We start from the raw sequence: 25,318 nt of genomic DNA, 5'->3' as shown, positions 1-25,318 counted from the left end.
CATGTCGCCGTCTCACAGAGGGAGCACGCCCCCATGTCCGACACCAGCACGACCGCCCCCGGCCCGAAGCCGTTCCGCGTCCCCGACGGGGACCTCGACGACCTCGCCAGCACCCTCGCCAAGACGATGGCCGAGGTCAGGCAGCACGGCGTCATCCTCGACCGCCTGGGCTCCGAGCCCGCTCCCGCCTCCGCCGAGCTTCCGGCACCCGACGGCGTTCCGGCCTCCCCGGTCGACTCCGCGCAGGAGGATGGCCCCGCTTCGGTGTTCATCCTCGCCCTGGGCGGTGAGGCGTACGCGATCGAGATCGCCGCGCTCAGCGACTGGGTGAACTACCTCTTCCTCCCGGTGTACGGCCGGGAGATCAGCACCAGCCGTCCGTGGTGCGAGCAGTGGCACGAACACCCCGAGGCAGTCGCCCGTCTCCACGCCCTCTGGCTCGCGTGGCAGCAGCTCACCGACGCCGAGGCCGGCCTGTCCGGTCCTTCGACGTGGCACCGCGACCACCTGGACCAGGCTTTGGTCCACCTCCGCGCTCCCGATGGCCCCTTCGCCGCGTGTACGACGAGCGCGACCCGGCCCAACCATCGCGTCCTGGCCACCCCCGCGCCGCAGTTTGGACTGGCGGCATGAGCGACGAACTCGACTTCGGTCTGGATGCCTTCGAGCCCGCCGACGAGAACTCGGAGTACGCGGAGCAGAGCTTCTGGGCCGGTGACCTCACCGTCCTGGCCGAGCACCACACCACCCCCAACGGCTCCCACAGCTTCGTCCTCGCCCACGACTCCTCGGTCACCTGGGGGCCCAGCGAGAATCAGATTCGGGCGATCAAGGTCGCACGGGATCTCAACCAGAACACCTTCACGTTCGAGTCGACCTACCACTCCACCAAGTCCTTCGCTCAGAACTGGCTGATCGAGCACGGTTGCCCGCCCGAGCGGATTTCCCAGGTCGGCGACGACTTCATGAAACCCGCCGATGATCGCACCACGAGTATCGAGCAGAGGCTACGTACGTCGGGCGACCGGTACAAGATCCTGGACAGCCGTACCTCGGACTTCGACCCGTGCGAGACATGGACGTTGACCCGCGACTCCGTTGCTGCTCAGGCGCCGATTCGTGTCTTTCTCGAAGAGGGGGACTGCGACTCGCACACGTACACGGTGCGCGAGGGTGCCTTCGCCGACGAGGGCGCCGCCCAGCACTGGCTGGACGACCGCAGCACCCCGCTGCCACAGCCGCCGGATTACCGCGGGGACGCCGCTGCCCTCCGGACCCGCGCTGCCCTCACCCGGTCGGCCGGTGCCTCCGCGATAACGAGCGTCGGCCTCGATACCCAGAGCGCGCCGTCGGTAGGAACGGCACAGCGACTGAGCCCTGGGCGGTCGATGTGAGCCGCGCCCGCTTCGCCTTCGCCGCACACCCAGACGCCATCGCTGACCTGCGGGAACTTCCTGACGATATGCGCGACTTGGCTCTGCTGGAGCTGCAGAACCTGGTTCACGGCAGCGATGACTGCCTGCCGTTGAAGGGTCGCCTCGCGGGTTTCCACAAGGTGTACGTCGATCCGTCCGTCTCCTACCGGATGGTCATCCAGTTCCGCCCGGCTCCTCCGACCTCGCACCACAAGCGCGAGATCTATCTCGTCGCCGCCGGTAGCAGGAAGGACTACGCGGTCTACCGAGCGGCGCACCTGCGCACCGGCCCCCACCAGGACACCGAGACAGCCTCTGCCTCCGAGGCGCGCGTGCAGGCCGCTCGCTCTCGCTCTCCCCGCGCGGTCGACCAGCCGACTGCGGTCCCGGCAACTTCTCCCGCAGCAGTCCAACCCGCTGCTGCCGCTCCTCGAAAGGCTCCCCAGCGATGACTGCCGACCGCACCCCCCTGGCCCGTACCGAGCTGGCTGGTCTACTTACCGAGGTTGCGCACAGCGTCTCCGGCATTCTCACTGCCGAGTACCCGACGGCCGCTAGCCGTTCCTACCTGCACCCCGTGCTCGGTGCGCTGTCCGCCGGGCCCCGAGTCGTCTGCGAGCTGAGCGACCGGCTCGAAGGCTTTGTGGCCGACGATCCTCTCCCCACCACGCCAGCAGGTCTGTTCACCCTGGCCTCCTACGCCTCGGCGCTGGGATGGCTCACCGAGTCCCTCGCCGAGCTGACCGCCTCGGTCGACCGCATCTGCACACGCGTCGGCATCCCCACGGAGCCACCGGACCCGGCCTTCGCCGCACGGGCCAGCGGTGAGCAGAACAGCGAGTTCGATTTCGGCTTCAGCGCCCTGGAGTTGGCCGCGATCCGAACTGCGGCCGAGGCCGCCGGCCTCGCGCCGGTCGACTACGTCGAGGTGCTCTCCGAGTCCCTGCTCGCAGCCTCCCGGATCACCGACGCCTGCATGGAGATATCCAGCGGCCTGCTCGAAGACGCCGCGTACGTCCTCGGCGAGGCGACCGACCACGTCTCGATCGGCGACGGACCCGAGAGTCTCCCCACCCTGGTCCGCTCCCTGCTCGCCCGGATGGAGGCGGCGGAATGAACGCGCAGAACGCCACCGAGCGGCCCGGCGCGGACCTCGTTACCGAGCTGCTCGGCGTCGAGAACTTCTGGATGCTGAACATCCCGTACCGCCCAGGAGAGCCGCTGTACGGTGCCGCGACACGCGTCATCGGGGCGGCACACGAACTCAACGAAGTGCATGGTCAAGTTGCTCGTGCGGCTCAGGCTGCCCTTGAGGTTCTCGGACCCGTCAGTCGAGGCGAGTTCAACGGTTCGGCTCCCTCGTACGTACGACTGCGGTCTTCGGTCCGACAGATCGGACGGCTCGTCTCGCAGCAGAACGAATCCTACGAGCAGCTCAACGAGTCCATCTTCGCGTACCGCCAACTTATATCCGAGTCGAACAGCTCCCAGGTCACGCATGTCAAGGCCCATGAGCTGGACAACGATCACGGTGCCGGCCGGGACGATGACTGGGCGGTCTCGGGTGATCTCAGCCGCGGGGCACTCGAAGCCGTCGAGGCTGGCGAACTGCGATTCCACCAGAGCGCGGTCTACGGCTACATCTACCTCTCCGACGGACAGGGCCAGCGCCCCAACCCGGAGGTCTGGCCCGAAACCGTCCAACGGCTGGTCACCGACGGTCTACTCGTCCGGGACACCAGCGAGGGGCTGTACCGGGCTGGACAGCTCCTTTCGCTCACACCGCTGGGCGAGGTGGCCCTTCGAGACGCCCGTACGGCCACGCCGCGCGTATCCGCCGCCCTCAGCCGCAGCGGCGCTACCGCGATCTCCGGCCCCGGCGTCGACCCAGCCGCCGCACCTGCCACAGGTACGGCCCCCAAGCCGCTCCGTTCACGCTGATTTCCCCAGAAAGGACGCCCCATGTCCACCGCGATCTACACCCGCCGCCTGGTCGAGCACCGGTACGGCCGCCCGCTGGAGAAGCTGCAGCGCGGCAACGGCTCCCGCCATTCCGACGACCCTGTCCTGCCCATCCTGCTGCGACGGCTCGACGGACTCGCCCAGACCGGTGCCGCTGCCCAGTCAGCCCGCCGCAATCTCGACGCGGCCTGGCAGCGGCACCGCTCTGGCGAGCACGCCCTCGACGATCTCGTGCTGTTGTACGCGACCGAAGTCGTCGACCTCGAACGCCAGGAACAGAGCGAGGCCGAAGCAGTCTGGGACCTGCTGGATGTCCGTCTTCTCCTGGACCACGCTCCTGCTCGACGGCCGTCGGCTCAACGAGCCGTCCCTTCCCCTGACGATCAGGACCTGCTGGCCGTCGCCCGCGAGGTCGCCGCCGGCCTGCATCGCCTCAACCGCGAAGCGCTGCGTCGGGGCCTGCGCGACCGCGGCATCCCCGTCAGCAACCGCCGCCTCGGGGCGGTGCTCCAGAGGCTCCGAGCCGAGAGCGCCTACGGCTGACCGCTCGGCCGCATCGCAGATCCCCAAATCACCTTTGACCAAAATGGAGTTCGGCCCATGTCCGCCACCCCTCAGTCTTCTACTGCCTCGATCGGCTCGGTCGATGCCCAGCGTGTCGAGGACGCGCTTTCCCTGATAGCACCGAAGTGGACCACCTGGTCGGCGCAGACCCTGGCACAGCAGGGCAGCCCCATGCGTGTGCGTGACGTCGCCGCCAGGCTTCCCTTCGTCAGCGAGCAGCTCGTCGGAAAGCGGCTGGCCCAGATGCACGCTGATGGACTGGCCACCCGAGTCGGCGACCGCCACGGGGCTCCGTATCAGCTCAGCGCCTTCGGTGAATCGCTGTCTCGGGTGCACCACACCCTTTCCGACTGGTCCCAGGCCAACCTCTCGCTCGGCGGCCGGGTAGCCGGTGCCGAACGCGTTGAGGACGCTGTGCGACGCCTGCACCTGCGGGATTCGACCGCCGTGATCCAGGTCCTCGACGCGGGCGGCCCTATGCGGTTCGTCCACATCGCCGAGGAGGCCGGCCTGGACAACGGCTGGGCTCGGCAGCGGCTCAACCGGCTTCAGGTCGACGGCCTGGTCGCTCGTACCGGGCCCCGCCACGGCGACCCATACGTCCTGACCGACGCCGGGCGGGCGCTGGGCCCCGTCTACGCGGCCATCGAACACTGGAGTGACCCCGTCACCGCACGGCATCGCTCGGTACCGCCGGCCCCTGTCGCGACGGCTACCCGAACCCACACCGGCGTCCCGCTGGGGTCGGACAACATCCGAACTGCAGCGGCCCTGCGCCGGAGCGCCGCCGCGCCGAGCGCCCAGTTCAGCCACGCTCCGCAGCCGCAGCCGCGGGTGCCCGCAGCCGTCACCGCCCAGTCGACGCCCTCTCGGGGCCGGTGATCCGGGTGGCACTGAGAGCCAACCACGCCTCCCCGATGCCACAGCGCCCGCGTGCAGTCGAGCAGCACTTTCCCCTCCGCACGCGGGCGCGTTCCCCTTAGCCCGCGGAGTCTCGACCATGAACACCCGGCAGCCCTACACCCAGGACCCCTTCCAAGAGGTACTGGTCAGCCCCATGTACCTGGCCGGTTCCAACGGGACCGGAGACGCTGGCTTCGCCCCCGTGGCTCACTGGCCCCACTACTACCTCGACGACGGCCCCTGTCAGCTTCTTGTGACCTCGCCCGATCAGCGCATCCGTATCGGCTGGTTCGGTGACGACTTCGAGCTGTGGAAGATCACCGCCTCCGACGATCCACTCTCCGCACCCCGCTGGACGGCGACCTTCAACCACGTGACCCCGGCCGAGGTCGTCGCTGGCCTCACCACTGCCTTGGCCCGGGACTACGCCGAAGCCTCCGACGACACCGTGCGCTACTTGACGGGGTCGTACGCACACTGGCGCGATGCCGCCCAGCCCCTTCTCGATTCTGGCTGGAAGCGGGACGGAGGTGCGGTGCTCGGTACCGTCGAGATAATCGCGCCGGACGACCAGGCAGGCATCCTCTACGACAAGCGCGGCTCCGGCACCGTGGAGCTGTGGGCTGGCCCGCCGGGCTGGGGTACGCGTGCAGAGGCGGTATTCACGGCCCGCACTCCGCACCATCTGATCGCCGCGACGGCAGCGGTCATGGCCGACCCAGCCCCGGTGGTACGTGAGCGACACCAGATCCACCGCGAGGTGGAGCACATGGTCTCTCTCGCCCCCGTCTGGCTGCCCGCCCCCCAGGTTCCTCGGGCTCCTACCCCCCTGGACGTACGCCGCACCGCCGTCACACAGGCAGTCCACCGCGCCTCACGCTTTCCCCGGACAGCCGCCGACCTCCGGGTCATGGCCGCGCGTAGTCGTACCGGGGCCTCCGCACAGAACCGGTCGAGTAATCCTGCGCCCGCTATCGGCGTCAGGTCGCCGGCCACGCCGACGCCCCCACGCCACAGCCGCTGACCATCAACTCCGGTCCCTCTGGGACAGCCGTCCGCCCGAAGCACCATCCGAATGCCGGGAGTTCCACCATGCCCGACGCCACCGCGCTCGATCAGGCTACGAGCATGATCGAGAATGCCTGGGGCCGCCCAATTGAGGCCCTGGAATCGCTCGCGGTCCGCAGCCCTAGCGACGACCCCCTCCTACGCTCGGTCATGCACATCCGCTCGTCCTTGGTCGTCACCGACAACGCCGTGGCTGTGCACCAAGACCGTCTGCACGCCCTATCCCGACCCGGCCGTGTGCCGGCCTTCTACGACCTGGAACGGATTACGGGCTCAGCGGCGGACCTTCGCGTAGCTCAGGCCGAGAGCCGGACTTCCCTTCAGGCCATCAGCCACGTGATTGAAGCGCGTGAATCTGCCGCGACCGCGGGCCGGGCCCCGGCAGCCCGGCTGGCCCAAGCCGCTGTCGCCCGCTCGGGGCACGCTCCACGCGCCCTGGGCCAGTCACCCGATCAGCCAGCTCCTTCGGCCGTCTCCGGCCCGTCGGTGGCCGCACAGGGGCCGCACCGCTGATCGTCAGCTGAGGTCCTCGTCGCGGTGGGCATCCACGATGCGGGAGCCCACCGCGCGGGCCAGGTCCTCCAACGTCAACTCGACGCGACGCCCATCCGCGATCCGGTTCTCCACCACGGCGTCTTCGTCTCGCTGTCCGTCGGACTGCACGCCGACGGCCCACTGGCCGTCAGCGACCATCGCGATGTCGCCCACCGTCCACGGACGCCCGGCGGCGCGGATCTTGCGTTCCAGCCCGGCCCCGTCCCAGTGTCTGCTCGGCTCCGCCATCCCTGCTCCCCCTTCGGTTCCTTGCGGCCCATTGCCGCAACCCAGTTACGACAACCGCGTTCACCGATCCATTCCCGGCGCCAGCGTCTCCCACCGACGGCCGCCAGTTCGCCCACGGCAGACGCCGCTTGCCGAGAAAGGACTACGTACTTCGGGACACCCCATGTCAACGTACGGGTGTTGGGAAAAACCGCAGGTCAACGAAGGGATCGTCCAACCGTGAACACCTCCCCTACCCTCCTGCCCGCCGTCGTCCGCCCGGCCGTGGAAGACCGTCGCTGGCTCGCCTCCGACCACTGCGCAGGCCCGGTGCTCGACCTCCTCGACGCCCTCGGCTGGGCGATCGTTGACACCCCGGAGGCCAACGTCCACGCGACGAGCCCGGACGGCCGCGTCTACGTCGGCTGGCTCCCCGAGGACCCCACCGCCTGGAAGCGCGGCATCGTCTGGCAGGTCCGAGTACAGCCCACCGAAGGCGACCCGTGGGTGCAGGAGTTCGGCCTCTACACCCCCTCCGAGGCCATTGCCGGATTCCTGGCCGCCCTCGTTGCTCACCGCTGAATTCGCTACACCTTCGCCGGGCGAAAACGGGACCAACCGACAGAGAGTTCCGACCGTGCGCATGCTCTTGGCCACCCACCCCGGCTACCGCCGCAAGTGCGCTTACGCGCGACGCTGCACCTGCTACTACCTGCCCGGTCAGTACGGCCGCCGTACCAAGACCGTCCGCCGCCGGGCCGCCCGCCGTGCCGAACAACGCCAGTGGCGACGTGACTTCACCGAATGACCGCACAGCCCCACTAGCTGTCGGCTCCGGCCGCCCGAGTGCCGCCCCTACCCCCGAGGAGTCCACCGTGCCCTTCCGCGCCCCACTCACCAACCACCACGCCGACGGCACTCTCTGCCCGGCGGACCACAAGCACACCAGCTCCGGCAAGCCTCTCCACCCCGACTGTCCTGGCCGCGCGTACACGCAAGCTATCTGCTCCTGCGGCGGCTGGGACATGAAGCAGTCCGGCAAGGGCTACGTCAGCGAGAGCCGGAAGCGGCACCTCGCCAGCCATGCCCAGGGGCCGAAGGTCCTTCGCGACCTGCTGCGTCTCGACGCGCCCTGACGCTCACGCATCAACCCAGCACTGCCATTCCGCACCGCTCTCGGAGGATCCCGTGCCCCACTATCTGACCATCGGCCACCTGCTTCGCCAGCTCCAGGACCTTGACCCCGGCCTGCCGATCCGTCTTGCAATCAACCCGGACTTCCCCTTCACCCACTATCTCGGGGCGGAGGTCATCGTCCGGGACGGCAAGGCATTCATCGCCGACGATGGCCAGGAGGATTACCTCCCGGCGGCGGTCAGCGACGCTCTCGCCTGGGCCTGACCCGTTCCACCGAGAAGACCTGGAGGCTCCTATCTCGTCGCGATCCCGCCCTTTGCCCGTCCTTCCCCTGCATGGCCTGGCCGTACGTCCCATGCCGAGCGCCATGCGCGGCGCACTGGTCCAGAGCGTCTCCGCGCTGCCCGACGGGCCGCTCGACGTCTCCTGGCTCACCCTCGAAACCCCAAGACTCCCCCTTGGCCGCATCCGCCTTAGCTGGGAGCCCGCCCCCCTCGCAGGCTGGGACGTCACCGCCCACCTGGGCCTGGCCACCACCGAGGTGCATCTCGCCTCGTGGCCTGCTGCCCCGGACGACTGGCCGCGTCTGGCCCGCCCGACCCTCCGCGAAGTGCTCGGCCTCTGCGCCGCCCTCGCGGTCGCGACCGCCGCCCTCAACCTCTCGAACCGACTCGCCCAGGTCTGACCGAACCGCAGAAGGCCGCCCCGTGCCAATCAGGCAGGGGCGGCCTTGCCGTTCGTCCAGCCGTGTGTTGCGTACGCTCATAATCGACGAACGAGGAGGACACGATGGCCGACGACCAGCAGCTCTGGGGGTACCCCGAGGTCGCCGCCCACCTGGGCATCAGCGTTGGGGCCGCCCGCAATCGCAAAAGCCGGGGAGCCCTGCCCGCGCCTGACGACACCACCGTGCCGGACCGTCCCCGCTGGCGACCCGCCACGCTCCAGAACTGGAAGCCAGTCGGCCGGGGGTTTCGCAGCGACCTCCATAGCGAATCAGCTTCTGCTGCCACTCCAGCATCATCCGAACAAGGAGCCTCGTGAACAGACTTGTCGTCGGGTCTTCCCTTGTCGCCGCCGCTGGAGCGGTCACCGCCATCGCCGCCGCTGTTCAGCACAACTACGGGATCTGCAGCATCGCCTTGTTCGCCGTTGCGGCCGGTGCCGCCGGTGCCTACCTGCTCAGCCGATTTGAGGACGCCGCGAACGACCGCGCCGTTCTCCATCGGCTACGAGAACAGCCCCAGCAACCTGTCGACGCCTTGGCGGACGAACTTGGACTTCGCCGCGCCGCAGTCCAGCTCAGCATCCACCGCTTGGTTCGTTCCGGCGAGCTTCCCTCGAACGCCGAATCCGCTGAATGACAGGCAGGTTCGCCCCTAGGCTCGGGGCATGACCGATTCACCGATGCCCACCCCACCATTCCCTTCGCCTGACAACGCTGCGCTCCGAGTGGTCGTCAGTAACGCCCTCGCATCAGTTCGCAACGGCGAAGCGTCGGTCGAGGACGCCATCCTCCACGCCGCCGTTCACGGCTGGTACGAGGGCCATATCCAGGGCGAGGACGAGTGTCCCGGTTGCGACTTCCGAGGTGGGCTGCCGAAGAACGCGAACCGCGGCTAACCATCCTGCAACGCCGAGGGGCTCCACCAATGTGTTGGTGGAGCCCCTCGGCGTTTGGCGTTTCGCTCGTCTAGTCCAGGTAGGTGCCGGCGAAGGCCCCGTCGAAGCCGAGCGCGGCGAGGCCCTGCTCGACGCTGGGGTAGGTCGTTCCGTCCGGGACGGCGATCAGGGCATCGAAGTCGGCTCGGCTGATCTCGGGTTCGAGCCACTGGTTGCTGCAGCGGCAGCAGACCCAGACGTTCCGTCCGTGGTTGATGAGTAGCCAGTCGCGCCGGGCACGGCAGGCCGTGCACATCACCGGGATACCACGAAGGGCCAGGGCACTCGGGTGGCTGAGGCAGCGCGTCGCGCCGGGGCCGCTGGGCGGCTGCGTCTCGTACTCGAGTTGCAGCAGGGGATCGGTGCGGGCGGGGAGGACGGGCAGCACGGGTGTCGGCTCTGCGGGGCGGTCGGTGGTTCTGAGCACGAGCGTCATCTCCCGGTCGAGGTGCTTCTGTTTCCATCCGTAACAGCCGGTGGAGCTGCTTGTCCAGGGGTTTCTCGAAGGCCGGCGGGCCGGTCACACGGCCCGCCGGACCCTCGTCATCGGCGCGGTGGGCGGTTGCGTGGGTCGGAGGCGGTGGGGCGAGCTGCTGCCGTGGGTGCCGTCCGGTTGTTGGTGCGACTGGCCGGGGCCCTCGTCTGGCTGGTGCCGGCCTGCGGGCGGCGCGTCGCTTCACCCGGGTGAGCGGGAAGCTGGGCAAGGCGGCGCAGTCGCCAGACAAGCACGTCGTTCACGTCGTCAGCCGTGTCGAGTTCGCGCATGTCGATGGCCTGCTGGAGGAGGGCCTTGGGGTCGTGGCCTGCGTGCTCGGCCTGGGCAAGTGTGGCGGTCAGGGCATCGGTCGTGGACGAGCTGTCTGCTCGCATCACCCCGTCGGGTAGTGCTGCGCGGATGGTGGCTTGGTGGGCGCGGCGTTCGGATTCCGGTAGAGCGCGACCTTGGTCGTGTAGCGCCTGCATGGGAGTGGCAGCGGCCTGTCGGTAGGCGGCTCGCAGATGCTCGGCGGTCTGTCGGGAAGCGTGAGCCTGCTGGGCGTGTCCACGGGCGGAGTGCCAGCGGGCGGCGGCGATCGTGACCAGGACCAGGGTGGAGAGGAGCATGGCGGTGGTGCCACCGTCCTCGCCACGTCCGAGGGCGCTGCCAGCCTGGATGATGCCCCGGGCCGCCGAGCGGATCGCCCGCGTGTCGGCATGCTCCGCTCGGACGTGGCTGCGGGTGGCACGCTCGAAGGATCGGGCGGCGGCGCCCAGCTCGGCGCGGGTGGCGGCCGGGGAGGTCTGTGTCACCGCGTCCAGGAGTTCGCCGATCCCCACCAGTTGACCTGCGGCTTCGTCGTCGTCGCTGTCGAGCAGGACGGCGGCGCGCTCGGCGATACCGGTGGCGTTGCGTCGTTCCCGGGCGGGCGGGGACCAGTCCGGTCGGCCGCTGGTCGCTGCCGGGTGCGTCGTCTGGTCAGCGGTGCCGTCGGCCAGGCGGCGGCGGATCTTGGGGAGTGAGAGGTCGGGGGCCAGCTTGGATCCGGGGTACCAGATCGGTGCGCCGTCGCGGTTGCGGTCACCGGGAAGCGCGACGTTGTAGCCGATGGCGTCGCCAGACGGGGCGTTTCGGACCTTCACACGGAGGCCCGCCTCGCGGAGCCTGGTGAAGAACTCCTCTTCGGTGGCCGCCCCGGCGAGGGCTTGGCGCACAGCTTCGCGGAGGCTCTCGCGGGGGGCCTCGGGCCGACTGGTGCGCTCGGCCTTGAAACGCTCCGCGCTGGTGGGGGACTTCGCTCCGGTGCCGTCGCCGGGCCTGAGCTGGCGGAACCCCATCTCCTTCTCGATGCGGCGGCATTCGGCCTGGGCCTTCTTGAAGTCGTAGTTCATCCTCGGACGGCGCAGGTCGCCTCGGACCATAGTGGCCAGGATGTGGATGTGGTCGTCGGCGTGCCGTACGGCGACCCAGCGGCACCCGTCGGGATCGCCTTCGGGGGCGAGGTTGACGGCGTGGACCAGGCGGCGGGCGACGGTGTTCCATTCGGCGTCGGTCAGGTGTCGGTCGCCGGGGTCGGTGCGGACCGAGCAGTGCCAGACGTGCTGGGCAGGTGCCGTGGCGCCGGCCTGCTTGACCCGCAGGTCCAGCGCTGCGGACAGGCGGGCGAGGGTGACCTTGGGGTCGGGGTCGGGGCTGGTGTCTCGTCCGGGGTCGGGGGCGAAGCCGTCCCAGCTCCCGACGAGGTGCGCGTCGGTGTGTTCGTCGCGTTTGCCAGGGCCGTACAGGTAGACGAGCAGGCCGTGGGTTCGTGAGCCGCGTCGGATCTTGGGGACCATCAGAGTCGCTTCTTCACCAGGGTGTCGGCCACGTCGTCAATGCGGGCTAGGAGTCGGGTCAGGGTTGTGAGGGCGTGTTCGAGTTCGCCGGGCCTGGGCTGCCCCCCGGCGTTGTGGACGTAGGCGATCTGGTTGATGTTGTTGCCGACCCGTGAGAGGGCGGTGCGCAGGGCGGCCAGCTCGTCGATGGCGGCGTCGAGCTGTTCGTTGGTGTGCAGGGTGGTGGAACCGCGGGCGGCGGCGAGGCCGGCGGCGGCGAGGAATCGGGCGACGGTGACGCTGCGCTGCGCGGCGGCGACGGCGATCTCGGCTTTCTCGTCGTCGGAGAGGCGGGTGGTTATCTTGCGGGTGCGCTCGGTCGGGTTGCGGCTGCGGCGGCGCGGCTTGCGCTCGGGGAAGGGGGACGTGCTTGGGCTCGGCTGCTCGCGGTCGCTGTGGCGGTCTGCTTCTCCCCCCGCGTCTGGCACCCCCTGGTGCCGGGCGTCTGGCTGGTCCCCGAGCGCCCTCGCTCGGGGACCAGCCAGACTTCCCCCGCCCCCCTGGGCGAGGGCAAGTGCGTACGACGGGCCGTAGGACCGTCGTACGCGACAACTTGCTCCGCCAGGAGCCGTCGTGGGGTCACGCTGCTGTCCGGCGGTGGTGACCACCGGATCGTTGGCCGTCACCGACTCGTCTCCGGATTCTCCTGCCGCAGTTCGCGGACGAGTTCCTCGATCCAGTCCATGGCCAGGACCGGGTGGTGGAGGGTCCAGGGCCGACTTTCGCGGGTTCGCTGCACGGTCCAGGTGTTGTCGGGGGCGGACTGGGCCCGGTACAGGTGGCCGCGCTGGTGCAGGACGGTCAGCCAGGAGTTGATCTCGGTGGGTGTGGCCGGGTGGGTGCGCATGGGGTTGCTCTCCGCTTCGTGTCGGAAGGATGTGGGGCGCGTGTCCGGGGGCGGGTGACCGGCCGTGGTGTCCGGCTCGGTCACCCGCCTCGTGCTGTCCTGTCAGTTCCGGCCGAAGGTGACCGGCTGTCCGTGCTGAGCGCGGAGCTGAGCCATCAGGGTGGTCAGGGTGTCGCTGGACAGCGGTATCTGCTGACCCCGGATCGCCTGGGCGACCACCTTCCGGGTCAGCTTGTCCTCGGCCCTGACCGCTGACCGGGCGATCTTCAGCAGTTCCTCGGTGTCCGGGTCACTCCGCCGGTCAGTGGCCGTCCGGGGGTCCCGGTCAGTGACCGGCGGCGGAGTGACCGGCCGGTCGGTGTCCGGCGCGTGGCCGTCCGGGTTGCCGGTGACCGGCTCGGTGCCGACCGCGCGGTCAGTGACCGGCGGCGCAGCGTCCGGCTGTCCGGGCAGGTCAGGGGCCTCGTGCGGCTGTTCGCGGTCACCGGTGACCGGGCTGCTGTCCGTCGGGGCGCTGTCCTCGGTCAGTGACCGAGGACTCGGGGCCTGCTTGTTCAGGACCGGTCGGGGCCGGTCGGTCAGGGCAGTGACCGACTGCCCGGCGCTGACCTGACCGGGCTGCGGCTGCTGCTGACCGAGCCGGTCAGCCCGGGTGACCGCGATGCCCTCGGGCCGGTCAGCCTGACCGAGGTGACCGGCCTGACCGAGGTCCTCCCGGTCACTCTCCTTGACCGGGCCCCGGGCGATCAGGATGTACAGGTGGACCGCTCCGGCCAGCGCGAGGGGGGCGATGGTGGACAGCACTGCGACCACCATGTCTCCGAGTCGGAGACCGGTGCCGGCGACCGCTTCGTCGTTGAGCCGGACCGCGTGTAGGGCGTTGGCCCAGATGCTGGCGGCGGTGGCCGTGCCGAAGAGGGCCCAGACGTAGAGCCGGGCGCGCAGGGGCGCGTCGCGCAGGACCAGGAGTGCCCGGATGCCGTAGGCGATGAAGCCGTCGATCACCAGGGGGAAGAGGTAGGTCAGGAAACCGCGGACGTGGATGGCGACGGCCATCTGCTGGAGGGCGTCGTACGACAGGGCGCACCCCGCGCCGCCCAGGGCGATGACGACCGCGCGGTCCCAGCCGGTGATGTGCGCCGTCTTCGGCGCGCTCGCGGTGCTCACGCCGCCGTCCCGAAGTCGTCGCGGCCCAGGTGCTCGCCGTCGGTCTCGGGGGGCGAGGTGGTCTTCGTGGTCTGCTCCAGGTCTCGGTTGCGCAGGGCGCGGCGGGTCTCGCGGTAGAGCTTCTGGGCGTGCTCCTCGGTGATCTTCAGGAGCCAGGCCAGGCGCTGCTCGGTCACCCCGTGGCGGTAGGCGGCGTGGACGACCGCGCGGCGCTCGGCCTTGGTGAGGTGGACGTCCCGTCCGGCGATGGTGGCGTTGACGCGGCTGTAGTCGAGGCGGTTGGCGAGCTTCTCGTGCAGCGGCCCGCGCTCCTCTTCGGTCAGTCCGCCCCGGATGCCGTCGGTGTCGCCGCTCTCCAGGGCGGCGTCCAGGCAGACGCGGCGGACAGGGCACTGGCCGCAGAGCGACTTCGCGGCGGTGATCTTGTCGGTCTCGTCGGGCTCCGGGAAGAAGATTTCGGGGTCCACCGGGTTGTACTCGGTGCTCTGGCAGACGGCCTGGTCCTGCCAGGTCTGGTCGCCGAGCGACCGGTGGCGGGCAGGGCTGATCGTCGTGGTGGTCATGCGGGTTGCTCCGATCGCTCTCCACGCGCAGGGGCGTCGGCGGAGAGGTGCGCTGGGTCGGGAGGTGCATGGGGCGGCGCGCGGAGGGCGCGGCCCGGCGTGGTGGCCTGCGGCGGATCAGGCTGCGGCGCGGTGGCGTCTGCGGTCGACCGGCTCGAACTCGACCCGTGTGGTCATCTGCGCAAGGCGGGAGGCGATGCGGTCGCCGACGTAGGCCCGGAGGTCCTTGATCGCCAGGTTGGTGGTGATCAGGGTCGGGAGTTCGTAGTTGTACCGGCGGTTGATCAGCCGGTATGTCACTTCCTCGACCCACTCGCTGGCCTTGGCCGCGCCGAGGTCGTCGATGATCAGGAGCGGGCAGCGGCTGACGGCCGCCAGCTCCCGCTCGCTGTCCACCCCGGGCCGGGGCCGCAGGTCGGCGTACAGGTCGGCGGCGGTGGTCGCGCGCCAGCGCACGCCGACTCCGCCCTGTACCAGTCGCCTGACCGCCCCGTACGCCTGGTGCGTCTTGCCCGCGCCGACGACTCCGGCCATCAGCAGGCTGGGGCCGGTGGTGACCTGTCGCCGGGCTCCCACGCTGGGGGCGATGGCTGCCTCGGCGACGTCCCGGGCCCAGGCCAGGACCTGGGGGTGGTCGGCGACAGCGGCCTGGTAGCGCGGCGGCATCCCCGCCAGCAGGGCATCCAGCGGAGAGAACGGCTCGGGCTCGTCGACCACTGCGGCGACGGCGGCCGGGTCGATGTTGCGGGCGGCCAGGATCCGGGCCATCCGGTCCAGGGTGCCCTCGCTGCCGATGGTCTGCGGTTCGCGGGTACGGGTGCGCATCACAGCTCCTCGGCGTAGGCGGCGGCAGCGTTGGCCGGGTTGGTCCACGCCTGGTGAGCGGGCACGTTAGGCCGGATTCCCGGCCGCGCCAAACCGCCCGAGCGTGCGTTCATGGCCTCGTTGACCATGCTGGTCAGGACGCTCGGGTGCTTGGGGTTGGCCGCGAAGTTCTGCAGCCCGCCCCGGATGTGCTCCGGGGCGATGCCCTCGCCCAGGAGCTTCTTGGCGATCCGCCCGAGGTGCCCGATCACGTCGCTGGGCGGACGCTCGTCGCAGGCAGCGATGTACTCGCCGACGAGTTGGTTGGCCGAGACCGTGGCTGCGGGCGCTGTGCGCCCCGTAGGGATAGAAGATCCAGGATCCAAGATCCTAGATCCAGGCGCCGAGCCCTCTCCGAGGTTTCGGGGAAGGTTCGGGGAAGCCTCGGAGAATGCCGCCTGACCTGCGCTTTTCGGGTCAGGGGGGCTAGGAGTGCCGGCCATGTCGTCGAAGGCGTCCTGCTGGACGGTGTGAGCCCGGTCGGCGTTGGCGTGAGGTGTCACGAGGGGCTGCGCGGGCAGATCGAGGGCTCGGGGAGCGTTCGGCGAAGCCTCGGCGAGCCCTCGCGTAGGGGTGGGCGACTCCTCGGCCCGCTTGGTGCAGGTCCCCTTGCAGGGCGCGCACCGGTCGGCACCGTGGTGCTGCGGGCAGGTGGGCAGTCGGGACTGGCTCGGCTTGTCGATCTTCTGGTGCGCGGACCAGGTCACGATGTGGAGGTACCGACGGCCGTCACAGCCGGTGTACCGGCAGATCAGGCCAGCGGTCGCGAGCTGGTGGAGGTCGTCTTCGACGTGGACCGAGGTGTGCTCGGCGCGCAGGGGCCAGAGCAGCCCGGCGATGATCGCGGCGTTGTCGCGGTGGCGGCCGTGGTCGTCGGCCTGGGTGAGCAGGCCGAAGAAGGTGCGCTCTGCCTCGACGCTCACTTCGGCGAGCGACTCGGAGACGAATGCCTCCGGCTTGATCGTTCGGATTCGCGCCATGTCAGCGGCCCCGACCGGCGGCGATCAAGTCGCTGCGGGTGAGGGTCGCGAGGGCCAGGTCGAAGGTGTGCGGCCGGGTCCAGTCCATCTCCGGCCAGACCCGCAGGATCCAGCGGGCTGCGACCCTCGCGGTCGTCCGCCCCAGCTCCAGGGTCTCCCCGGCCGCGTCCTTGACGATGGCGTGCGGGTGGGGCCACGCCTCCTTCGGGTCGTTCAGGCTGACCCGGATGGTGGCCGCGCCCGGAATCATGTCGGCGAGCTGGGCGGCGAGGCGGCGCTTTCGGTCAGCGTCCGGGCAGGCCGGGGTTCCGCTCGGCATGGCGAGCATGCGATACTCCGTTGTTCGTAGGAGTGCGGTGCGGCGGTTTTCGTGCAAGAAGCCCCGCCGCCCGCGTGATGTGAATTGGCGCCCCTCGGGGTGCCGGCCCGGCGCTTGGGAGTTGGTAGCTCCCGGGCGCCGGTTTGCTTTGCTGCGCTACGTCACGGACCGTGCGCTCGCATTCGCACCACCCCCTCCCCCCTGCCTTCCACCTGCTCGTTTCGCCCCTCCCCGGGCCGCTGCCCGGCGGGGGACCACGAACATACGTAGACACCCGCGGACAAGTCCATCCCTGGCGCTAACCCGTCGTACAAGGGTGGCGACGGCCGGTATCGAGGACGCTGCCCCAGCGATCGGTCGACAACAACTGGGTACCGAACGCGTGGGGACGTTGCGCGAGTGGCCGCAACAACGCAACATGCATAGAGGTCTCCCAGGGGCTGGCACACTTGAGGGTCGGGGCCGATCAACAGGTGCGATACAGGAACGTACGTTAGTTATGCGGATGTATCAAGCCTGGATTACAGTTGCCCTAGACGCCGCCCCGACCCGCCCGACCGCCCCGCCGCAGGAGTTCATGTGCCCCCACGTCAGTTCGACGGCAGTCGCGTGCGTGCTGTCCGCCGGGGCAGGGACCTTGGCCAGAAGGAGTTGGGGGCCGAGGTAGGCGTCAGCGGCCCCGCCGTCGCGCGGTGGGAGAGCGGTCAGGATTTCCCCAAGGGCGAGAAGCTCCCCGCGATTGCAGCGGCGCTCGGACAGCCGCTGGACGTTCTCTTCCCTCACGATGGCCCGCCGGACCTGCAGCTCCTGCGGTGCGACGCCGGCCTTAGCGTGGCGCAGGCTGCTGCGGTCATCGACGCGAGCCGCACACCAGTCAGCAACGCCGAATCCGGTCGGCGCAGACTCGCCGACGCCTACGTGCAGCCGCTCGCAGTGGCGTACGGGGTGACCGAAGCGGAATTGCTGGCCGCCCAGGACTGCTCGTTCGGCCTTCGTCCCAGGACTTCGCGTGACGAGCAGGCATCCGCGCCCCGCACGATCGGAGAGAAGATCAACTATCTCCTGCGGCACGGGTACGTGAGCCAAGAGGCGCCCTCTGACGAGGCAATCGCGCGGGCCGTCAATGCACACGCAGGCAGAACGGCCGTCACCACGGACGACATCGTCGCCCTTCGCACGGGTGCCGCAACCGAGGCTTCCGACGCAGTGCGGGCCGGCCTAGCCGAGGCGCTTCAGGTCGACACCGCCCTCTTCCAGGACGATGCCGAGGTCAACCCTGCGGCCCGCGAGCTCCTGGAAGCGATCCGCTTCCTTGGCTCGATTCACCGAGGCCAGATCCTTGGCCTGGCTGCCCGCGGCAACGGGAGCGGCCTGTCGGCCGAGATGATGGCCAACATCAACAACCTCGTCGGAGAGCTGAAGCACAAGCTGCCAGAGGTGCAGGACGGGGATTGACGGCACCCGGCAGCTCGCGTACCCGAGACGCTTCTGCTGCGGCCTGCTGTCCGAGCGTGGAGCAGGTCGGCACGCTGCGCTACAGGCAAACAGGAGCCGACACGGCGAAGGGACTATGGCGTCACCCCATGATCAGGGTGACGCCATAGTCCCTTCGCTGTGTCGGTGGCCTCTTCTCAGAGGACCGGGCATGCGCTCGGCCGATACCTGGCTAGGACGCCGCGAGGTCCACGCCAAGAAGCTCAGAGAGAACCGTGACCGTCTGCTTGGGGTCCTTGTTGTGCACTCCGGCGAGGCCGAGCTGCTCCGCTGCATGAACGTACGCTTCGGTGTCATCGACGAAGATGCACTGCTCGGCGGGCATATCCATGAGCTTGAGCGTGACCTCGAAGAGGCTCGGGTCAGGCTTGCGCATCAGGTGCTGCTCGGAGATCACCACGACGTCGTACAGCGTCTCCAGCTCGTAGCCCTGATACAGGTCCCACGGGGCCAGTCCAACGCTGTTCGACAGGATGCCCACCTTGATCCCGGCTCGCCGCGACGCCGCAGCCGCGTTGATCAGTAGCGGCTCAGGGCGCAGGTCGCCGAAGATGCGACCCATCAGGTTGTCGGGGGCCACCCCCAGCATCTTGCCGGCGAAGTCGTTCCACTGGTCCTGGGAAACCGCTCCTCGCTCAAGGTCGCTCGTGATCCGGACGCCTTCGTCGTCCTTGTACAGGGCCGTGAGGCACGCGCCCTGTGGAAGACCCTCACGCCTCTCGAAGGCGAGCACAGCGGGCAGCAGGGGGGTGGTGAGCACGCCTCCGAAATCGAGGATGAGGCCGGTGCGGTTGGACATGCGGGAACTCCATTGCTGAGATTTCGGACGTCCATCCAGACCGGACAGCGCCACGGACTCGCCTGCATAGGTGGCAGCAGTACTGTGCGCCACGAGGCCGAAGTCCATTCATCAATTACTGGGCGGAGCAGGGCCTATCAGTCCGCTCAACCCACGGTACCAGCCCAGTTCGTGCAGCCAAGAGTGCCGAATCTCACTCGCGGAGCCCTCGCTCAAGATCAATATGAAGATCACCCCCGAGCATCCGATGGCGAGCCTCTGCTGGCTATTGATCCACTTTGGAATCCACTCCTGTGGACTGCTGGAGAAGCCTCTGCGCCTGATCCGTCGTGATGCGCGAGTAGGCGGTGCTGACTCTTACTAGCCATGCCGCTTCGCTGTCGGTATCAACGAACGGCTTATCTCTCAGGGGCGCAGCGGCCTGCGGACAGACTTGCATGGTGTCAGCGGCCAGAAGGGCAGCCTTAATCCAATACGCTTCCGCCGCCGGGTCAGGGTCAGAATGCGAAGCGGTAATGTCTTCTGCGGCGAACATCAGGTTTCGCGGAGCATAATGCCGGAGCTTTTCGCAAGCGTCAGCGATATCCTGAGTCCATCGGTCTAGGCGGACGTCGATTGGGACCCGTATGTGCATGAGTTCAGCTAGGCGCCGCCCAGGCGGGTACAGGCTTGTCCCGGGAAAAGCCCGCACCAGGTCAATCCAGAGCGGATAAGTCCTGTTAAGGGTCTGCCATGTCTTCCATCGGGCCACTGCCGCACGGGTGGTTGGAATGCTCGCCCCTGCGGCAACGATCAGAAAAAGCACGTCCATCCATATTGATGTGACGTCCACGAGGAACTGAACCGTCGAGGGGCGCAGAGGGAAGGCAACCGCGACCCAAAGGATGGCGATACGTGCGACGGTATGAATCAACCCCATCCACATCGAGATTCCCATCAAACCCAGCCCGACGCGCATGCTCGTACTTTCGGCCTGCCGCGCCGCCCTCGTCCACTGATAACCACAGACTGCTGTCGTGATGAGCGGGAAGAAGTAGAAGACGGTCATGTAAACCGCGACTCCCCATTCTCCCGCATGGTCGATGAGGAAATTCTCACTGGGCTTGTCGCGATGCACCACGGTGAAGAATAGGACCGTGAGTAGAATTACGCCTATCGCCCCCGCCTTATACGAGGCGCGGGCTATCCAGCGCGAGACCGCTACGTGTCGAGGCACGACCGCCTCGGCGCTCTTTCCGTAGCTGGTGGCGACGTATGTCAGGGCTGCCATGATCGCTGCAGTACTGGCAAAGTGCCGAAGTAGAGCGCTCAGATCCACCACAGGAACGAGGTCGACAGCATTCATTGCCGCCGGCGTGTAGAGACATAGGGCTACGGCAAATCCCGCGTAGCCGCCCCACAAAGCCCTGCGGTGAGAGTCACCATATCGAACCGCAGGGAATCTCCAGATAGCGATAAGGGTCATGACTGCCGCAGTCAGGTACTGAAAGTATTCGAACACGGAACCAGTGGGTCTCTACGCGGGCTGCATTTTGTCGACCCGCAAGGTCGGTTGAGTGCAGACTTGACTGCCGATAAGGGTTACAAGGCGCAGCAAAGCCTAGGTCAGAAATTGAACCTAGGTGCTCGCCAGGCGATCGCGACTAAACTCGACGCCGTGGAGGAGCAACGGGATGAGCAAGAGAGTTCTCCAGCAGGCTTACCATGTCATCTCCCGTGAACGACTGACGGCGGGCCAATCGCTTTATCAGCGAGGCCGACATCTCGGCTTGCTTTTCCTCGGGACTATCGAAATTCACTCGCCCCTGGACTAGCGTCGACGGAAAACGCCGAAGGACTTCCTGGCGGATTCTTTCAGGCACGTACCGCTCGATCTCGGCAGCCGTCAAACAAGTCCCGTGGTCCAGCCACTCGTGTACCAGCTCATGGAGAATGATGTGCTCGGTCTGATTTCGACTCGACCGCCGACGGTAAAGAATGATCGTGAACTCCGGCGCTTTGACCCGAAGGCCGCACGCTGCGCCGAGACCTCCGTCGGGGTCGTCCAGTGGCACAAGCCGGATCTGGCGGCCCAACAGGACTTCCATATTCCGCACCAGAGCCTCAACGCTGAAAGGTGTGGGAATAGGGAGGCCCGCGAGCAGCCTCTCGCATTCCTTCACGAAGGCGCGCTGTGAAGGGCCTCGACGCCAACGCATAGTCGCTCCCTAGAGATTCCGCCGATATTCGCCGCCAGCTCAATCCCGATACTCGTACGCGAGGCGCTGGTAGCCAGGAGCTTGCGTCTTGGGTGCGTGGTGGTTGGCCAGCACACCTGTCTGCGCCTAACCCTACAAGCAGGAAACCGTGATCCACATGGGAGGGATGTGTAGCGAAGGTCACCTAGGTGCGATAGGCCACAAAGTGGGCACCAAGATCGAAATTGGCCGACCGCCCTTAAGCGATCTTCAAATGGCTCCGGGACGAGACCCCCGACCACTCTGTTTTGTCAGGTGCATTTAACCGGACTTTGTCAGGTCCATTTCGGTCGCTGCGCGCGCGCCTATTGAAAGGATCGGGTCTGGGTCCGCGCACCTCAACCGCCTTTCTGAATACAACTCAACTCCTTTGTTGGTTGGGCCGCCGGGGTTGTCAGACCGACGGGATACAGTCAACGCATGGGCAGTGTCATGTACTTGAGGAGCGTCCCAGGCGCTGACGGGCACACCGATTGGCGCCGCTTCGAGGAAGTCGTGACCAGGAAGGTGGCAGACCTTGACTCGGCAGCGACGGTCACTCACAACGCACGCCTCAAAGGGCGGTTGAGCGGCATCGAGCGGCAGATCGACGTCTTGGTCACCGGAAGGCTGGCCGGAACGCAGATCAAGATCGTCTTCGAGTGCAAGCGCTATGAGAGGTCGGTAGGACTCGCGACGGTCGAGGAGTTCATCGGCAAGCTCCATGACCTCGAAGCAGATCGGGGCGCGTTGTGCGTCTTCGGCGGCATCACAGCTCCCGCCTTCTCACGCCTCGCTCACGCGGCGCATCCGCAAGTCGACCTCTACCTCTGGGAACGGCCGCGCCCCCGGTGGGAGGACCTGGACGAGGACTTCGAGGAGGCCATCCTCAGCCGGGACCCTGCCACGCGCCGGCTGCTCTACGGGAACCCCAAGACCGGCTTGTAGTCAGCGGCGGCGAGCACCGCGGCCGACTGCTGCTCGGGCCCAGGCTCGTGCAGTTCGATGCGCACGCAGTGCCGGCACCCCTCGGCGACGAGGACTGGCTCGAAGGCGGTCGTTGGTCTGGAGCGTCACCGACTGGGTGCCTCTGCACTGCGTTCTGGCGGGCCGCCGGGCGAGGTCGGCCTGTCGGTTTGAAGGCAGAGCCGGCATGCTCGGCTCTGCCTTCGGCTTCAATGGGGGCATGGACAGTGCAGTGGTCGGGTTAATCGGGACTGTCGTGGGCGCGGTCAGTGGCGTGCTGGGGACGCTGGCTACGACCCGCCTCGGTGGGACGGAACAGAGGCGCACGCAGCGCGGTCAGTCCGAGAGGGAAGGCAGATCGATCGCCTATTCAAACCTCGTCACTGAGTGCAGCCGCACCTATCGAGTCGGCTACGCCGCCCACGTGGCGGTTCAGGCAGTCCCAGGTGCTCAACGGTCTCCCCACCTTGCCGACAGCCTCGCTGGGTTCAGGCCGGCCGTCGATGCCGCCCTTGAAGCTGTGAGCCTCGTGAGGCTGCACGGCCCGGACAAGGTCGCCCGCGATGCGAACAACCTGGCCTCGGCCATGACTAGCTGGTGCCGCGAGGTGGAGGATCTGTACGACGGCCAAGGAGACGAGCAACGGGCAAGCGACGCCATCGAGTTGTACGAGGAGATGGAAGAGCGTTTCCTAGCGTCTGGGCGAGAGACGCTCAGTCGTGAATTGGTGCGTTAAGAATCGGCGGCCCGCCCTTACCTACCACCCGGGATGAGCCTCCCGGTGCGCTGGGCAAGGAGGTACGCGGCTCGCGCGAGATCGTCCGGGGTGTCGACTGCTACACCGTCGTCCAGGACATGGATCATCTGAACGGCGTGACCGTGTTCGACGAAGCGCAGCATCTCCACTCCCTCGGCACGCTCCAGGGGTCCCTGCTGGAGCTGTCGGAAGCGTTGGAGGGCTGGGCCGGTGAAGCCGTAGAGGCCCAGTTGGCGGAGGTACTTCGGGCGGTCGCCCTTCGGGTAGGGAATGGGCTGCCGCGAGAACATCAGGGCCTCGCCCTGGGCCGCGACGACGACCTTGACGACGTTGTGATCCAGGACGGAGCCGACGTCGACCAACTCGGTGAACGCGTTCACGGCGAGCGTGCCCGACGGCAGATGCTCCAGGGCCTCGGAGATCGCGTCGATGGCGGTCGGCGAGATGAACGGCTCGTCGCCCTGGACGTTGATGTACGCCTCGGCTTCCAGCCGCTCGGCGACCTCCGCGACGCGATCGGTGCCGGTGAGGTGTTCGCCAGTGCGGATACAGTCGATGCCCAGTTTGCGGCACGCCTCTTCGATGCGTTCGTCGTCGGTCGCTACGACGGCTCCGTCGAGACGTTTGGCCTCCTGGCAGCGCTCGTGGACGTGCCAGAACAACGGCTTGTCGCCGAGGAGGGCCAGTGGTTTGCCGGGGAAGCGTGAAGCGCCCCAGCGGCAGGGTATGACAGCGATGTGCCGGCGCGGTGTGGTGCCGGTCGGTTGGGCTGTGGTGGCGGCCACGGCGTCCTCCTGGTACTCAGGTACGGGTGGGGGCTTCAGGCGAGCTGGGCGAGCTTGGCGCGGACGGTGGGTGAAGCGGCGCTCGTGAACGGCCGCCATTCGTAGCCGCCGACCTCCTCTTCCTGGAGCGTCACCGCGTGGTCTGCGTCGAGGCGGAAGGCCCAGCGGAAGTCCACGTGGTGGTGGGCCGGTTCGTCCTTCCAGGGGTTCGCGTCGATGGCGTGCACGTCGATGTCGAGGGGGACGTCCTCGTAGCCCGAGAACGGGACGACGGCGCTGGGCGGGATGCCGGCCTCCTCGTGCAGTTCACGCAGGGCGGCGTCGCGCAGTTGCCGGTCATCGGATTCGTTGTGCCCGCCGGGCGCCAGAGTCTTCCCGGATGCCTTATGGACGATGTGGAGCATGCGCCGGTTGCCGTCGATGAGGATGGCGCTGCAGGTCACGTGGGCGGGGTACGTCTTGCGGCTCGTGGGGTCGTCCGAGGCGGCGAGCGCGACGAACAGCATTGCGAGGGAGTCGCGTTCGCCCGGGTGCCGGGCGAGGTATGCCTCGGTGACGGAGCGGATGTGGTGGACGGCGGGTGCCACTGCGGATCACCTTTCGAAGTGGTGGAGCCAGGTTCTGGCGATGGCGTTGCGGTCGGACGCCGGCATCTCGTGCAGTCCGGGCTGGAAGCGTGCGTGGCTGAGTGCGGCGCTGGCGGCGAGTATCTCGGCTTGGACAAGGTGGATGTACGCGCCGACAGCGGCGCCGTGCACGAAGTTGACGGCCCCGCCGTCGGCGAGCACGTAAAAGTAGTGGCCGGTGACCTCGTATCGCGTCAACTGGGGTCCAACTGGGATGCGTTCGTAGAGGTCGTGAATGCTGCCGAGTTCGAGTTCATCCTCGGAGGAGGTCACCGATCCGAGGTACGCCCCGTTGCGCAGGGCTGCAAAGTCTCCGTGCCGCAGCGCGAGATTGCCGGTGGCGCACAGGACGAGTTCCGCGTCCCGCACTGCCTCGGTGGTGGACGCGCTGGTGCGGAAGCCGAGGGAGTGCGCCTGGACTCGCTTGATCGGGTCGTTGTCGTAGACGGTGACGCGCAGGTCTTGGGCGCGCAGGGTCTGGGCGATGGCCCGGCCGATCTTGCCGAAGCCGATGACGCAGGCGTTGCGGCTCGTAAGGACGTCCCCGCGGGTACGCACGAGGGCATCGGTTGAGAAGACCACGGAGCGGCCGACGAGGTGGTCTTCGCAGTCCTTGAGCGGGGAGCGGGCCACGGACACGACCGGGCACGGTAGGGAGTCGAGCGCCGCGTACCGCTGGTGTCCGTTCTCGGTGTCCTCGACGACGCCGAGAACCCGGCCGGAGAACTTGTTCACGAGGGTGTGGAGGCTCGCCGCGAAGTAGCCGCCGATGTCCACCAAGACGACGTCCCTGCCGCCCACCGTGTCCTCCAGATAACCCAGGGCCTGGGTCTCGTCGGTGAACCGCTCCCGGGTGAGGTCGTGCACCGGGAAGCTACGGCGGACGGCGTCGAGGGTCGGCCGGTGGATCGACCGGGGCTTGGGCAGCACGGCGCCGACCGTGGACACGGCGGCCATGGCCCGCAGAAACGCGGGCCGCTCGGAGAGCAGATGCGTGATGACCAGCGTCGTGATCGCCTCGCCCGCGGGGAACTGCGCGGTGATCTGCCGGAAGAAGGCGTCCAGCCGCGCTCGCTCGGGACTTTCCATAGCGTCTCCTCTCGGGCTCCG

At 68.1% G+C, this 25,318-nt stretch carries 35 protein-coding genes; 19 read left to right on the top strand and 16 right to left on the bottom strand.

The annotated features are described in order from the left end of the window. The first annotated feature begins 33 nt into the window (after positions 1–33). The 9 genes from ACLLJJ_RS21085 to ACLLJJ_RS21045 all read left to right on the top strand — a co-directional run bounded on the left by ACLLJJ_RS21085 (position 34) and on the right by ACLLJJ_RS21045 (position 6,425). Positions 34–633 (top strand): DUF4913 domain-containing protein, encoded by a 600-nt coding sequence (locus ACLLJJ_RS21085; RefSeq protein ID WP_434593841.1) that lies wholly within the window; start codon positions 34–36, stop codon positions 631–633. Further along, entirely contained in the window at positions 630–1,394 is a 765-nt protein-coding gene (locus tag ACLLJJ_RS21080) for a glycosyl hydrolase (RefSeq protein WP_434593838.1), read from the top strand. The genes ACLLJJ_RS21085 and ACLLJJ_RS21080 overlap by 4 nt, the downstream gene beginning before the upstream one ends. Continuing rightward, positions 1,391–1,867, top strand: a complete 477-nt coding sequence (locus ACLLJJ_RS21075) for a hypothetical protein (RefSeq protein ID WP_433085019.1) — start codon at positions 1,391–1,393, stop codon at positions 1,865–1,867. Before ACLLJJ_RS21080 ends, ACLLJJ_RS21075 begins: the two co-directional genes overlap by 4 nt. Next, positions 1,864–2,532 (top strand): hypothetical protein, encoded by a 669-nt coding sequence (locus ACLLJJ_RS21070; protein WP_434593835.1) that lies wholly within the window; start codon positions 1,864–1,866, stop codon positions 2,530–2,532. Before ACLLJJ_RS21075 ends, ACLLJJ_RS21070 begins: the two co-directional genes overlap by 4 nt. After that, positions 2,529–3,356, top strand: coding sequence for a large ATP-binding protein (locus ACLLJJ_RS21065; protein ID WP_434593833.1), 828 nt, complete (start codon positions 2,529–2,531; stop codon positions 3,354–3,356). Before ACLLJJ_RS21070 ends, ACLLJJ_RS21065 begins: the two co-directional genes overlap by 4 nt. Positions 3,357–3,377: 21 nt before the next feature. Next, a complete protein-coding gene (locus tag ACLLJJ_RS21060) occupies positions 3,378–3,920 on the top strand; it encodes a hypothetical protein (RefSeq protein ID WP_434593832.1) in 543 nt (180 codons plus the stop codon). Positions 3,921–3,977: 57 nt separating this feature from the next. Continuing rightward, positions 3,978–4,823: a winged helix-turn-helix transcriptional regulator gene (locus ACLLJJ_RS21055; RefSeq protein WP_434593829.1), complete on the top strand. Its 846-nt coding sequence runs from the start codon at positions 3,978–3,980 to the stop codon at positions 4,821–4,823. Between the two features lie 118 nt (positions 4,824–4,941). Further along, on the top strand, positions 4,942–5,868 hold the full coding sequence (locus tag ACLLJJ_RS21050) for a DUF317 domain-containing protein (RefSeq protein ID WP_434593826.1): 927 nt from the start codon (positions 4,942–4,944) through the stop codon (positions 5,866–5,868). Positions 5,869–5,936: 68 nt separating this feature from the next. Further along, positions 5,937–6,425, top strand: coding sequence for a hypothetical protein (locus ACLLJJ_RS21045; RefSeq protein ID WP_433085031.1), 489 nt, complete (start codon positions 5,937–5,939; stop codon positions 6,423–6,425). Between the two features lie 3 nt (positions 6,426–6,428). On the opposite strand, the gene ACLLJJ_RS21040 is transcribed toward ACLLJJ_RS21045, so the two are convergent. Beyond that, positions 6,429–6,695 carry a hypothetical protein gene (locus ACLLJJ_RS21040; RefSeq protein ID WP_433085033.1) on the bottom strand — a complete coding sequence of 89 codons (267 nt, stop codon included), beginning with the start codon at positions 6,693–6,695 and terminating at the stop codon, positions 6,429–6,431. Positions 6,696–6,914: 219 nt separating this feature from the next. Between ACLLJJ_RS21040 and ACLLJJ_RS21035 the strand changes: the two genes are divergently transcribed. The 7 genes from ACLLJJ_RS21035 to ACLLJJ_RS21005 all read left to right on the top strand — a co-directional run bounded on the left by ACLLJJ_RS21035 (position 6,915) and on the right by ACLLJJ_RS21005 (position 9,434). Next, positions 6,915–7,256: a DUF317 domain-containing protein gene (locus tag ACLLJJ_RS21035; RefSeq protein WP_433085035.1), complete on the top strand. Its 342-nt coding sequence runs from the start codon at positions 6,915–6,917 to the stop codon at positions 7,254–7,256. Between the two features lie 55 nt (positions 7,257–7,311). Further along, positions 7,312–7,482 carry a hypothetical protein gene (locus ACLLJJ_RS21030; RefSeq protein ID WP_433085037.1) on the top strand — a complete coding sequence of 57 codons (171 nt, stop codon included), beginning with the start codon at positions 7,312–7,314 and terminating at the stop codon, positions 7,480–7,482. A gap of 67 nt (positions 7,483–7,549) precedes the next feature. After that, entirely contained in the window at positions 7,550–7,810 is a 261-nt protein-coding gene (locus ACLLJJ_RS21025) for a hypothetical protein (RefSeq protein ID WP_434593822.1), read from the top strand. 52 nt (positions 7,811–7,862) lie between these two features. After that, the gene (locus ACLLJJ_RS21020; RefSeq protein WP_434593819.1) at positions 7,863–8,075 is read left to right on the top strand and encodes a hypothetical protein; all 213 of its coding nucleotides are present in this window, start codon (positions 7,863–7,865) and stop codon (positions 8,073–8,075) included. Positions 8,076–8,178: 103 nt separating this feature from the next. Beyond that, entirely contained in the window at positions 8,179–8,496 is a 318-nt protein-coding gene (locus ACLLJJ_RS21015) for an esterase (RefSeq protein WP_434593816.1), read from the top strand. Positions 8,497–8,851: 355 nt separating this feature from the next. Continuing rightward, entirely contained in the window at positions 8,852–9,175 is a 324-nt protein-coding gene (locus tag ACLLJJ_RS21010; protein ID WP_434593813.1) for a hypothetical protein, read from the top strand. An 88-nt stretch (positions 9,176–9,263) separates the two neighbouring features. Continuing rightward, complete coding sequence (locus ACLLJJ_RS21005) at positions 9,264–9,434, top strand: hypothetical protein (protein WP_434593810.1); 171 nt, start codon at positions 9,264–9,266, stop codon at positions 9,432–9,434. A gap of 70 nt (positions 9,435–9,504) precedes the next feature. Here the strand turns inward: ACLLJJ_RS21005 and ACLLJJ_RS21000 are convergent, their stop codons facing one another. From ACLLJJ_RS21000 to ACLLJJ_RS20960, 9 genes are all read right to left on the bottom strand, one after another. After that, positions 9,505–9,909: a hypothetical protein gene (locus ACLLJJ_RS21000; protein ID WP_434593807.1), complete on the bottom strand. Its 405-nt coding sequence runs from the start codon at positions 9,907–9,909 to the stop codon at positions 9,505–9,507. 107 nt (positions 9,910–10,016) lie between these two features. Continuing rightward, positions 10,017–11,786 (bottom strand): relaxase/mobilization nuclease domain-containing protein, encoded by a 1,770-nt coding sequence (locus ACLLJJ_RS20995; protein WP_434593804.1) that lies wholly within the window; start codon positions 11,784–11,786, stop codon positions 10,017–10,019. After that, entirely contained in the window at positions 11,786–12,253 is a 468-nt protein-coding gene (locus ACLLJJ_RS20990; protein WP_434593802.1) for a MobC family plasmid mobilization relaxosome protein, read from the bottom strand. The genes ACLLJJ_RS20995 and ACLLJJ_RS20990 overlap by 1 nt, the downstream gene beginning before the upstream one ends. Before the next feature lie 194 nt (positions 12,254–12,447). Continuing rightward, positions 12,448–12,672, bottom strand: a complete 225-nt coding sequence (locus ACLLJJ_RS20985) for a hypothetical protein (protein WP_434593800.1) — start codon at positions 12,670–12,672, stop codon at positions 12,448–12,450. A gap of 102 nt (positions 12,673–12,774) precedes the next feature. Then, entirely contained in the window at positions 12,775–13,839 is a 1,065-nt protein-coding gene (locus ACLLJJ_RS20980; RefSeq protein WP_434593797.1) for a DUF2637 domain-containing protein, read from the bottom strand. Next, the gene (locus ACLLJJ_RS20975; protein WP_434593795.1) at positions 13,836–14,402 is read right to left on the bottom strand and encodes a WhiB family transcriptional regulator; all 567 of its coding nucleotides are present in this window, start codon (positions 14,400–14,402) and stop codon (positions 13,836–13,838) included. The genes ACLLJJ_RS20980 and ACLLJJ_RS20975 overlap by 4 nt, the downstream gene beginning before the upstream one ends. 117 nt (positions 14,403–14,519) lie before the next feature. After that, positions 14,520–15,227 carry an ATP-binding protein gene (locus tag ACLLJJ_RS20970; RefSeq protein ID WP_434593792.1) on the bottom strand — a complete coding sequence of 236 codons (708 nt, stop codon included), beginning with the start codon at positions 15,225–15,227 and terminating at the stop codon, positions 14,520–14,522. Then, positions 15,227–16,246, bottom strand: a complete 1,020-nt coding sequence (locus ACLLJJ_RS20965) for a hypothetical protein (RefSeq protein ID WP_434593791.1) — start codon at positions 16,244–16,246, stop codon at positions 15,227–15,229. Before ACLLJJ_RS20965 ends, ACLLJJ_RS20970 begins: the two co-directional genes overlap by 1 nt. Position 16,247: 1 nt before the next feature. After that, positions 16,248–16,574 (bottom strand): transcriptional regulator, encoded by a 327-nt coding sequence (locus ACLLJJ_RS20960; protein WP_434593788.1) that lies wholly within the window; start codon positions 16,572–16,574, stop codon positions 16,248–16,250. 570 nt (positions 16,575–17,144) lie between these two features. Here ACLLJJ_RS20960 and ACLLJJ_RS20955 point away from each other — a divergent pair. Then, on the top strand, positions 17,145–18,020 hold the full coding sequence (locus ACLLJJ_RS20955) for a helix-turn-helix domain-containing protein (protein ID WP_434593786.1): 876 nt from the start codon (positions 17,145–17,147) through the stop codon (positions 18,018–18,020). Between the two features lie 211 nt (positions 18,021–18,231). Here the strand turns inward: ACLLJJ_RS20955 and ACLLJJ_RS20950 are convergent, their stop codons facing one another. From ACLLJJ_RS20950 to ACLLJJ_RS20940, 3 genes are all read right to left on the bottom strand, one after another. Continuing rightward, complete coding sequence (locus tag ACLLJJ_RS20950; protein ID WP_434600473.1) at positions 18,232–18,858, bottom strand: HAD-IA family hydrolase; 627 nt, start codon at positions 18,856–18,858, stop codon at positions 18,232–18,234. A 265-nt stretch (positions 18,859–19,123) separates the two neighbouring features. Next, positions 19,124–20,359: an MAB_1171c family putative transporter gene (locus ACLLJJ_RS20945; RefSeq protein ID WP_434593784.1), complete on the bottom strand. Its 1,236-nt coding sequence runs from the start codon at positions 20,357–20,359 to the stop codon at positions 19,124–19,126. A gap of 142 nt (positions 20,360–20,501) precedes the next feature. Beyond that, positions 20,502–20,945: a hypothetical protein gene (locus ACLLJJ_RS20940; RefSeq protein WP_434593782.1), complete on the bottom strand. Its 444-nt coding sequence runs from the start codon at positions 20,943–20,945 to the stop codon at positions 20,502–20,504. A gap of 570 nt (positions 20,946–21,515) precedes the next feature. Between ACLLJJ_RS20940 and ACLLJJ_RS20935 the strand changes: the two genes are divergently transcribed. Both ACLLJJ_RS20935 and ACLLJJ_RS20930 read left to right on the top strand, forming a co-directional pair. Continuing rightward, positions 21,516–22,022 (top strand): restriction endonuclease, encoded by a 507-nt coding sequence (locus tag ACLLJJ_RS20935; protein ID WP_434593780.1) that lies wholly within the window; start codon positions 21,516–21,518, stop codon positions 22,020–22,022. 238 nt (positions 22,023–22,260) lie between these two features. Beyond that, a complete protein-coding gene (locus ACLLJJ_RS20930; protein ID WP_434593777.1) occupies positions 22,261–22,776 on the top strand; it encodes a hypothetical protein in 516 nt (171 codons plus the stop codon). A 17-nt stretch (positions 22,777–22,793) separates the two neighbouring features. Here ACLLJJ_RS20930 and ACLLJJ_RS20925 read toward each other — a convergent pair whose 3' ends face one another. From ACLLJJ_RS20925 to ACLLJJ_RS20915, 3 genes are read right to left on the bottom strand one after another with little or no spacing between them, the layout of a single operon-like run. After that, positions 22,794–23,582, bottom strand: coding sequence for a 3-deoxy-manno-octulosonate cytidylyltransferase (locus tag ACLLJJ_RS20925; RefSeq protein WP_434593774.1), 789 nt, complete (start codon positions 23,580–23,582; stop codon positions 22,794–22,796). 35 nt (positions 23,583–23,617) lie between these two features. Beyond that, positions 23,618–24,169 (bottom strand): NUDIX hydrolase, encoded by a 552-nt coding sequence (locus tag ACLLJJ_RS20920; RefSeq protein WP_434593772.1) that lies wholly within the window; start codon positions 24,167–24,169, stop codon positions 23,618–23,620. A 6-nt stretch (positions 24,170–24,175) separates the two neighbouring features. After that, a complete protein-coding gene (locus ACLLJJ_RS20915) occupies positions 24,176–25,297 on the bottom strand; it encodes an adenosylhomocysteinase (protein WP_365204015.1) in 1,122 nt (373 codons plus the stop codon). Positions 25,298–25,318: the final 21 nt, after the last annotated feature.

It is taken from the genome of Streptomyces sp. A5-4 (genome assembly GCF_051131715.1).
Taxonomy (GTDB): Bacteria; Actinomycetota; Actinomycetes; order Streptomycetales; family Streptomycetaceae; genus Streptomyces.
The sequence above is the reverse complement of the archived record's forward strand: the minus strand, read 5'-3'. Positions and strand labels throughout refer to the sequence as shown.

Excerpts from the sequence above, each read along its gene's own strand:
- ACLLJJ_RS21085 (WP_434593841.1), top strand. The coding sequence starts at position 34 with ATGTCCGACACCAGCACGACCGCCCCCGGCCCGAAGCCGTTCCGCGTC.
- ACLLJJ_RS21080 (WP_434593838.1), top strand. The coding sequence starts at position 630 with ATGAGCGACGAACTCGACTTCGGTCTGGATGCCTTCGAGCCCGCCGAC.
- ACLLJJ_RS21070 (WP_434593835.1), top strand. The coding sequence starts at position 1,864 with ATGACTGCCGACCGCACCCCCCTGGCCCGTACCGAGCTGGCTGGTCTA.
- ACLLJJ_RS21065 (WP_434593833.1), top strand. The coding sequence starts at position 2,529 with ATGAACGCGCAGAACGCCACCGAGCGGCCCGGCGCGGACCTCGTTACC.
- ACLLJJ_RS21060 (WP_434593832.1), top strand. The coding sequence starts at position 3,378 with ATGTCCACCGCGATCTACACCCGCCGCCTGGTCGAGCACCGGTACGGC.
- ACLLJJ_RS21055 (WP_434593829.1), top strand. The coding sequence starts at position 3,978 with ATGTCCGCCACCCCTCAGTCTTCTACTGCCTCGATCGGCTCGGTCGAT.
- ACLLJJ_RS21050 (WP_434593826.1), top strand. The coding sequence starts at position 4,942 with ATGAACACCCGGCAGCCCTACACCCAGGACCCCTTCCAAGAGGTACTG.
- ACLLJJ_RS21045 (WP_433085031.1), top strand. The coding sequence starts at position 5,937 with ATGCCCGACGCCACCGCGCTCGATCAGGCTACGAGCATGATCGAGAAT.
- ACLLJJ_RS21040 (WP_433085033.1), bottom strand. The coding sequence starts at position 6,695 with ATGGCGGAGCCGAGCAGACACTGGGACGGGGCCGGGCTGGAACGCAAG.
- ACLLJJ_RS21015 (WP_434593816.1), top strand. The coding sequence starts at position 8,179 with ATGCGCGGCGCACTGGTCCAGAGCGTCTCCGCGCTGCCCGACGGGCCG.
- ACLLJJ_RS21000 (WP_434593807.1), bottom strand. The coding sequence starts at position 9,909 with ATGACGCTCGTGCTCAGAACCACCGACCGCCCCGCAGAGCCGACACCC.
- ACLLJJ_RS20995 (WP_434593804.1), bottom strand. The coding sequence starts at position 11,786 with ATGGTCCCCAAGATCCGACGCGGCTCACGAACCCACGGCCTGCTCGTC.
- ACLLJJ_RS20985 (WP_434593800.1), bottom strand. The coding sequence starts at position 12,672 with ATGCGCACCCACCCGGCCACACCCACCGAGATCAACTCCTGGCTGACC.
- ACLLJJ_RS20975 (WP_434593795.1), bottom strand. The coding sequence starts at position 14,402 with ATGACCACCACGACGATCAGCCCTGCCCGCCACCGGTCGCTCGGCGAC.
- ACLLJJ_RS20970 (WP_434593792.1), bottom strand. The coding sequence starts at position 15,227 with ATGCGCACCCGTACCCGCGAACCGCAGACCATCGGCAGCGAGGGCACC.
- ACLLJJ_RS20965 (WP_434593791.1), bottom strand. The coding sequence starts at position 16,246 with ATGGCGCGAATCCGAACGATCAAGCCGGAGGCATTCGTCTCCGAGTCG.
- ACLLJJ_RS20960 (WP_434593788.1), bottom strand. The coding sequence starts at position 16,574 with ATGCTCGCCATGCCGAGCGGAACCCCGGCCTGCCCGGACGCTGACCGA.
- ACLLJJ_RS20950 (WP_434600473.1), bottom strand. The coding sequence starts at position 18,858 with ATGTCCAACCGCACCGGCCTCATCCTCGATTTCGGAGGCGTGCTCACC.
- ACLLJJ_RS20940 (WP_434593782.1), bottom strand. The coding sequence starts at position 20,945 with ATGGAAGTCCTGTTGGGCCGCCAGATCCGGCTTGTGCCACTGGACGAC.
- ACLLJJ_RS20935 (WP_434593780.1), top strand. The coding sequence starts at position 21,516 with ATGGGCAGTGTCATGTACTTGAGGAGCGTCCCAGGCGCTGACGGGCAC.
- ACLLJJ_RS20930 (WP_434593777.1), top strand. The coding sequence starts at position 22,261 with ATGGACAGTGCAGTGGTCGGGTTAATCGGGACTGTCGTGGGCGCGGTC.
- ACLLJJ_RS20915 (WP_365204015.1), bottom strand. The coding sequence starts at position 25,297 with ATGGAAAGTCCCGAGCGAGCGCGGCTGGACGCCTTCTTCCGGCAGATC.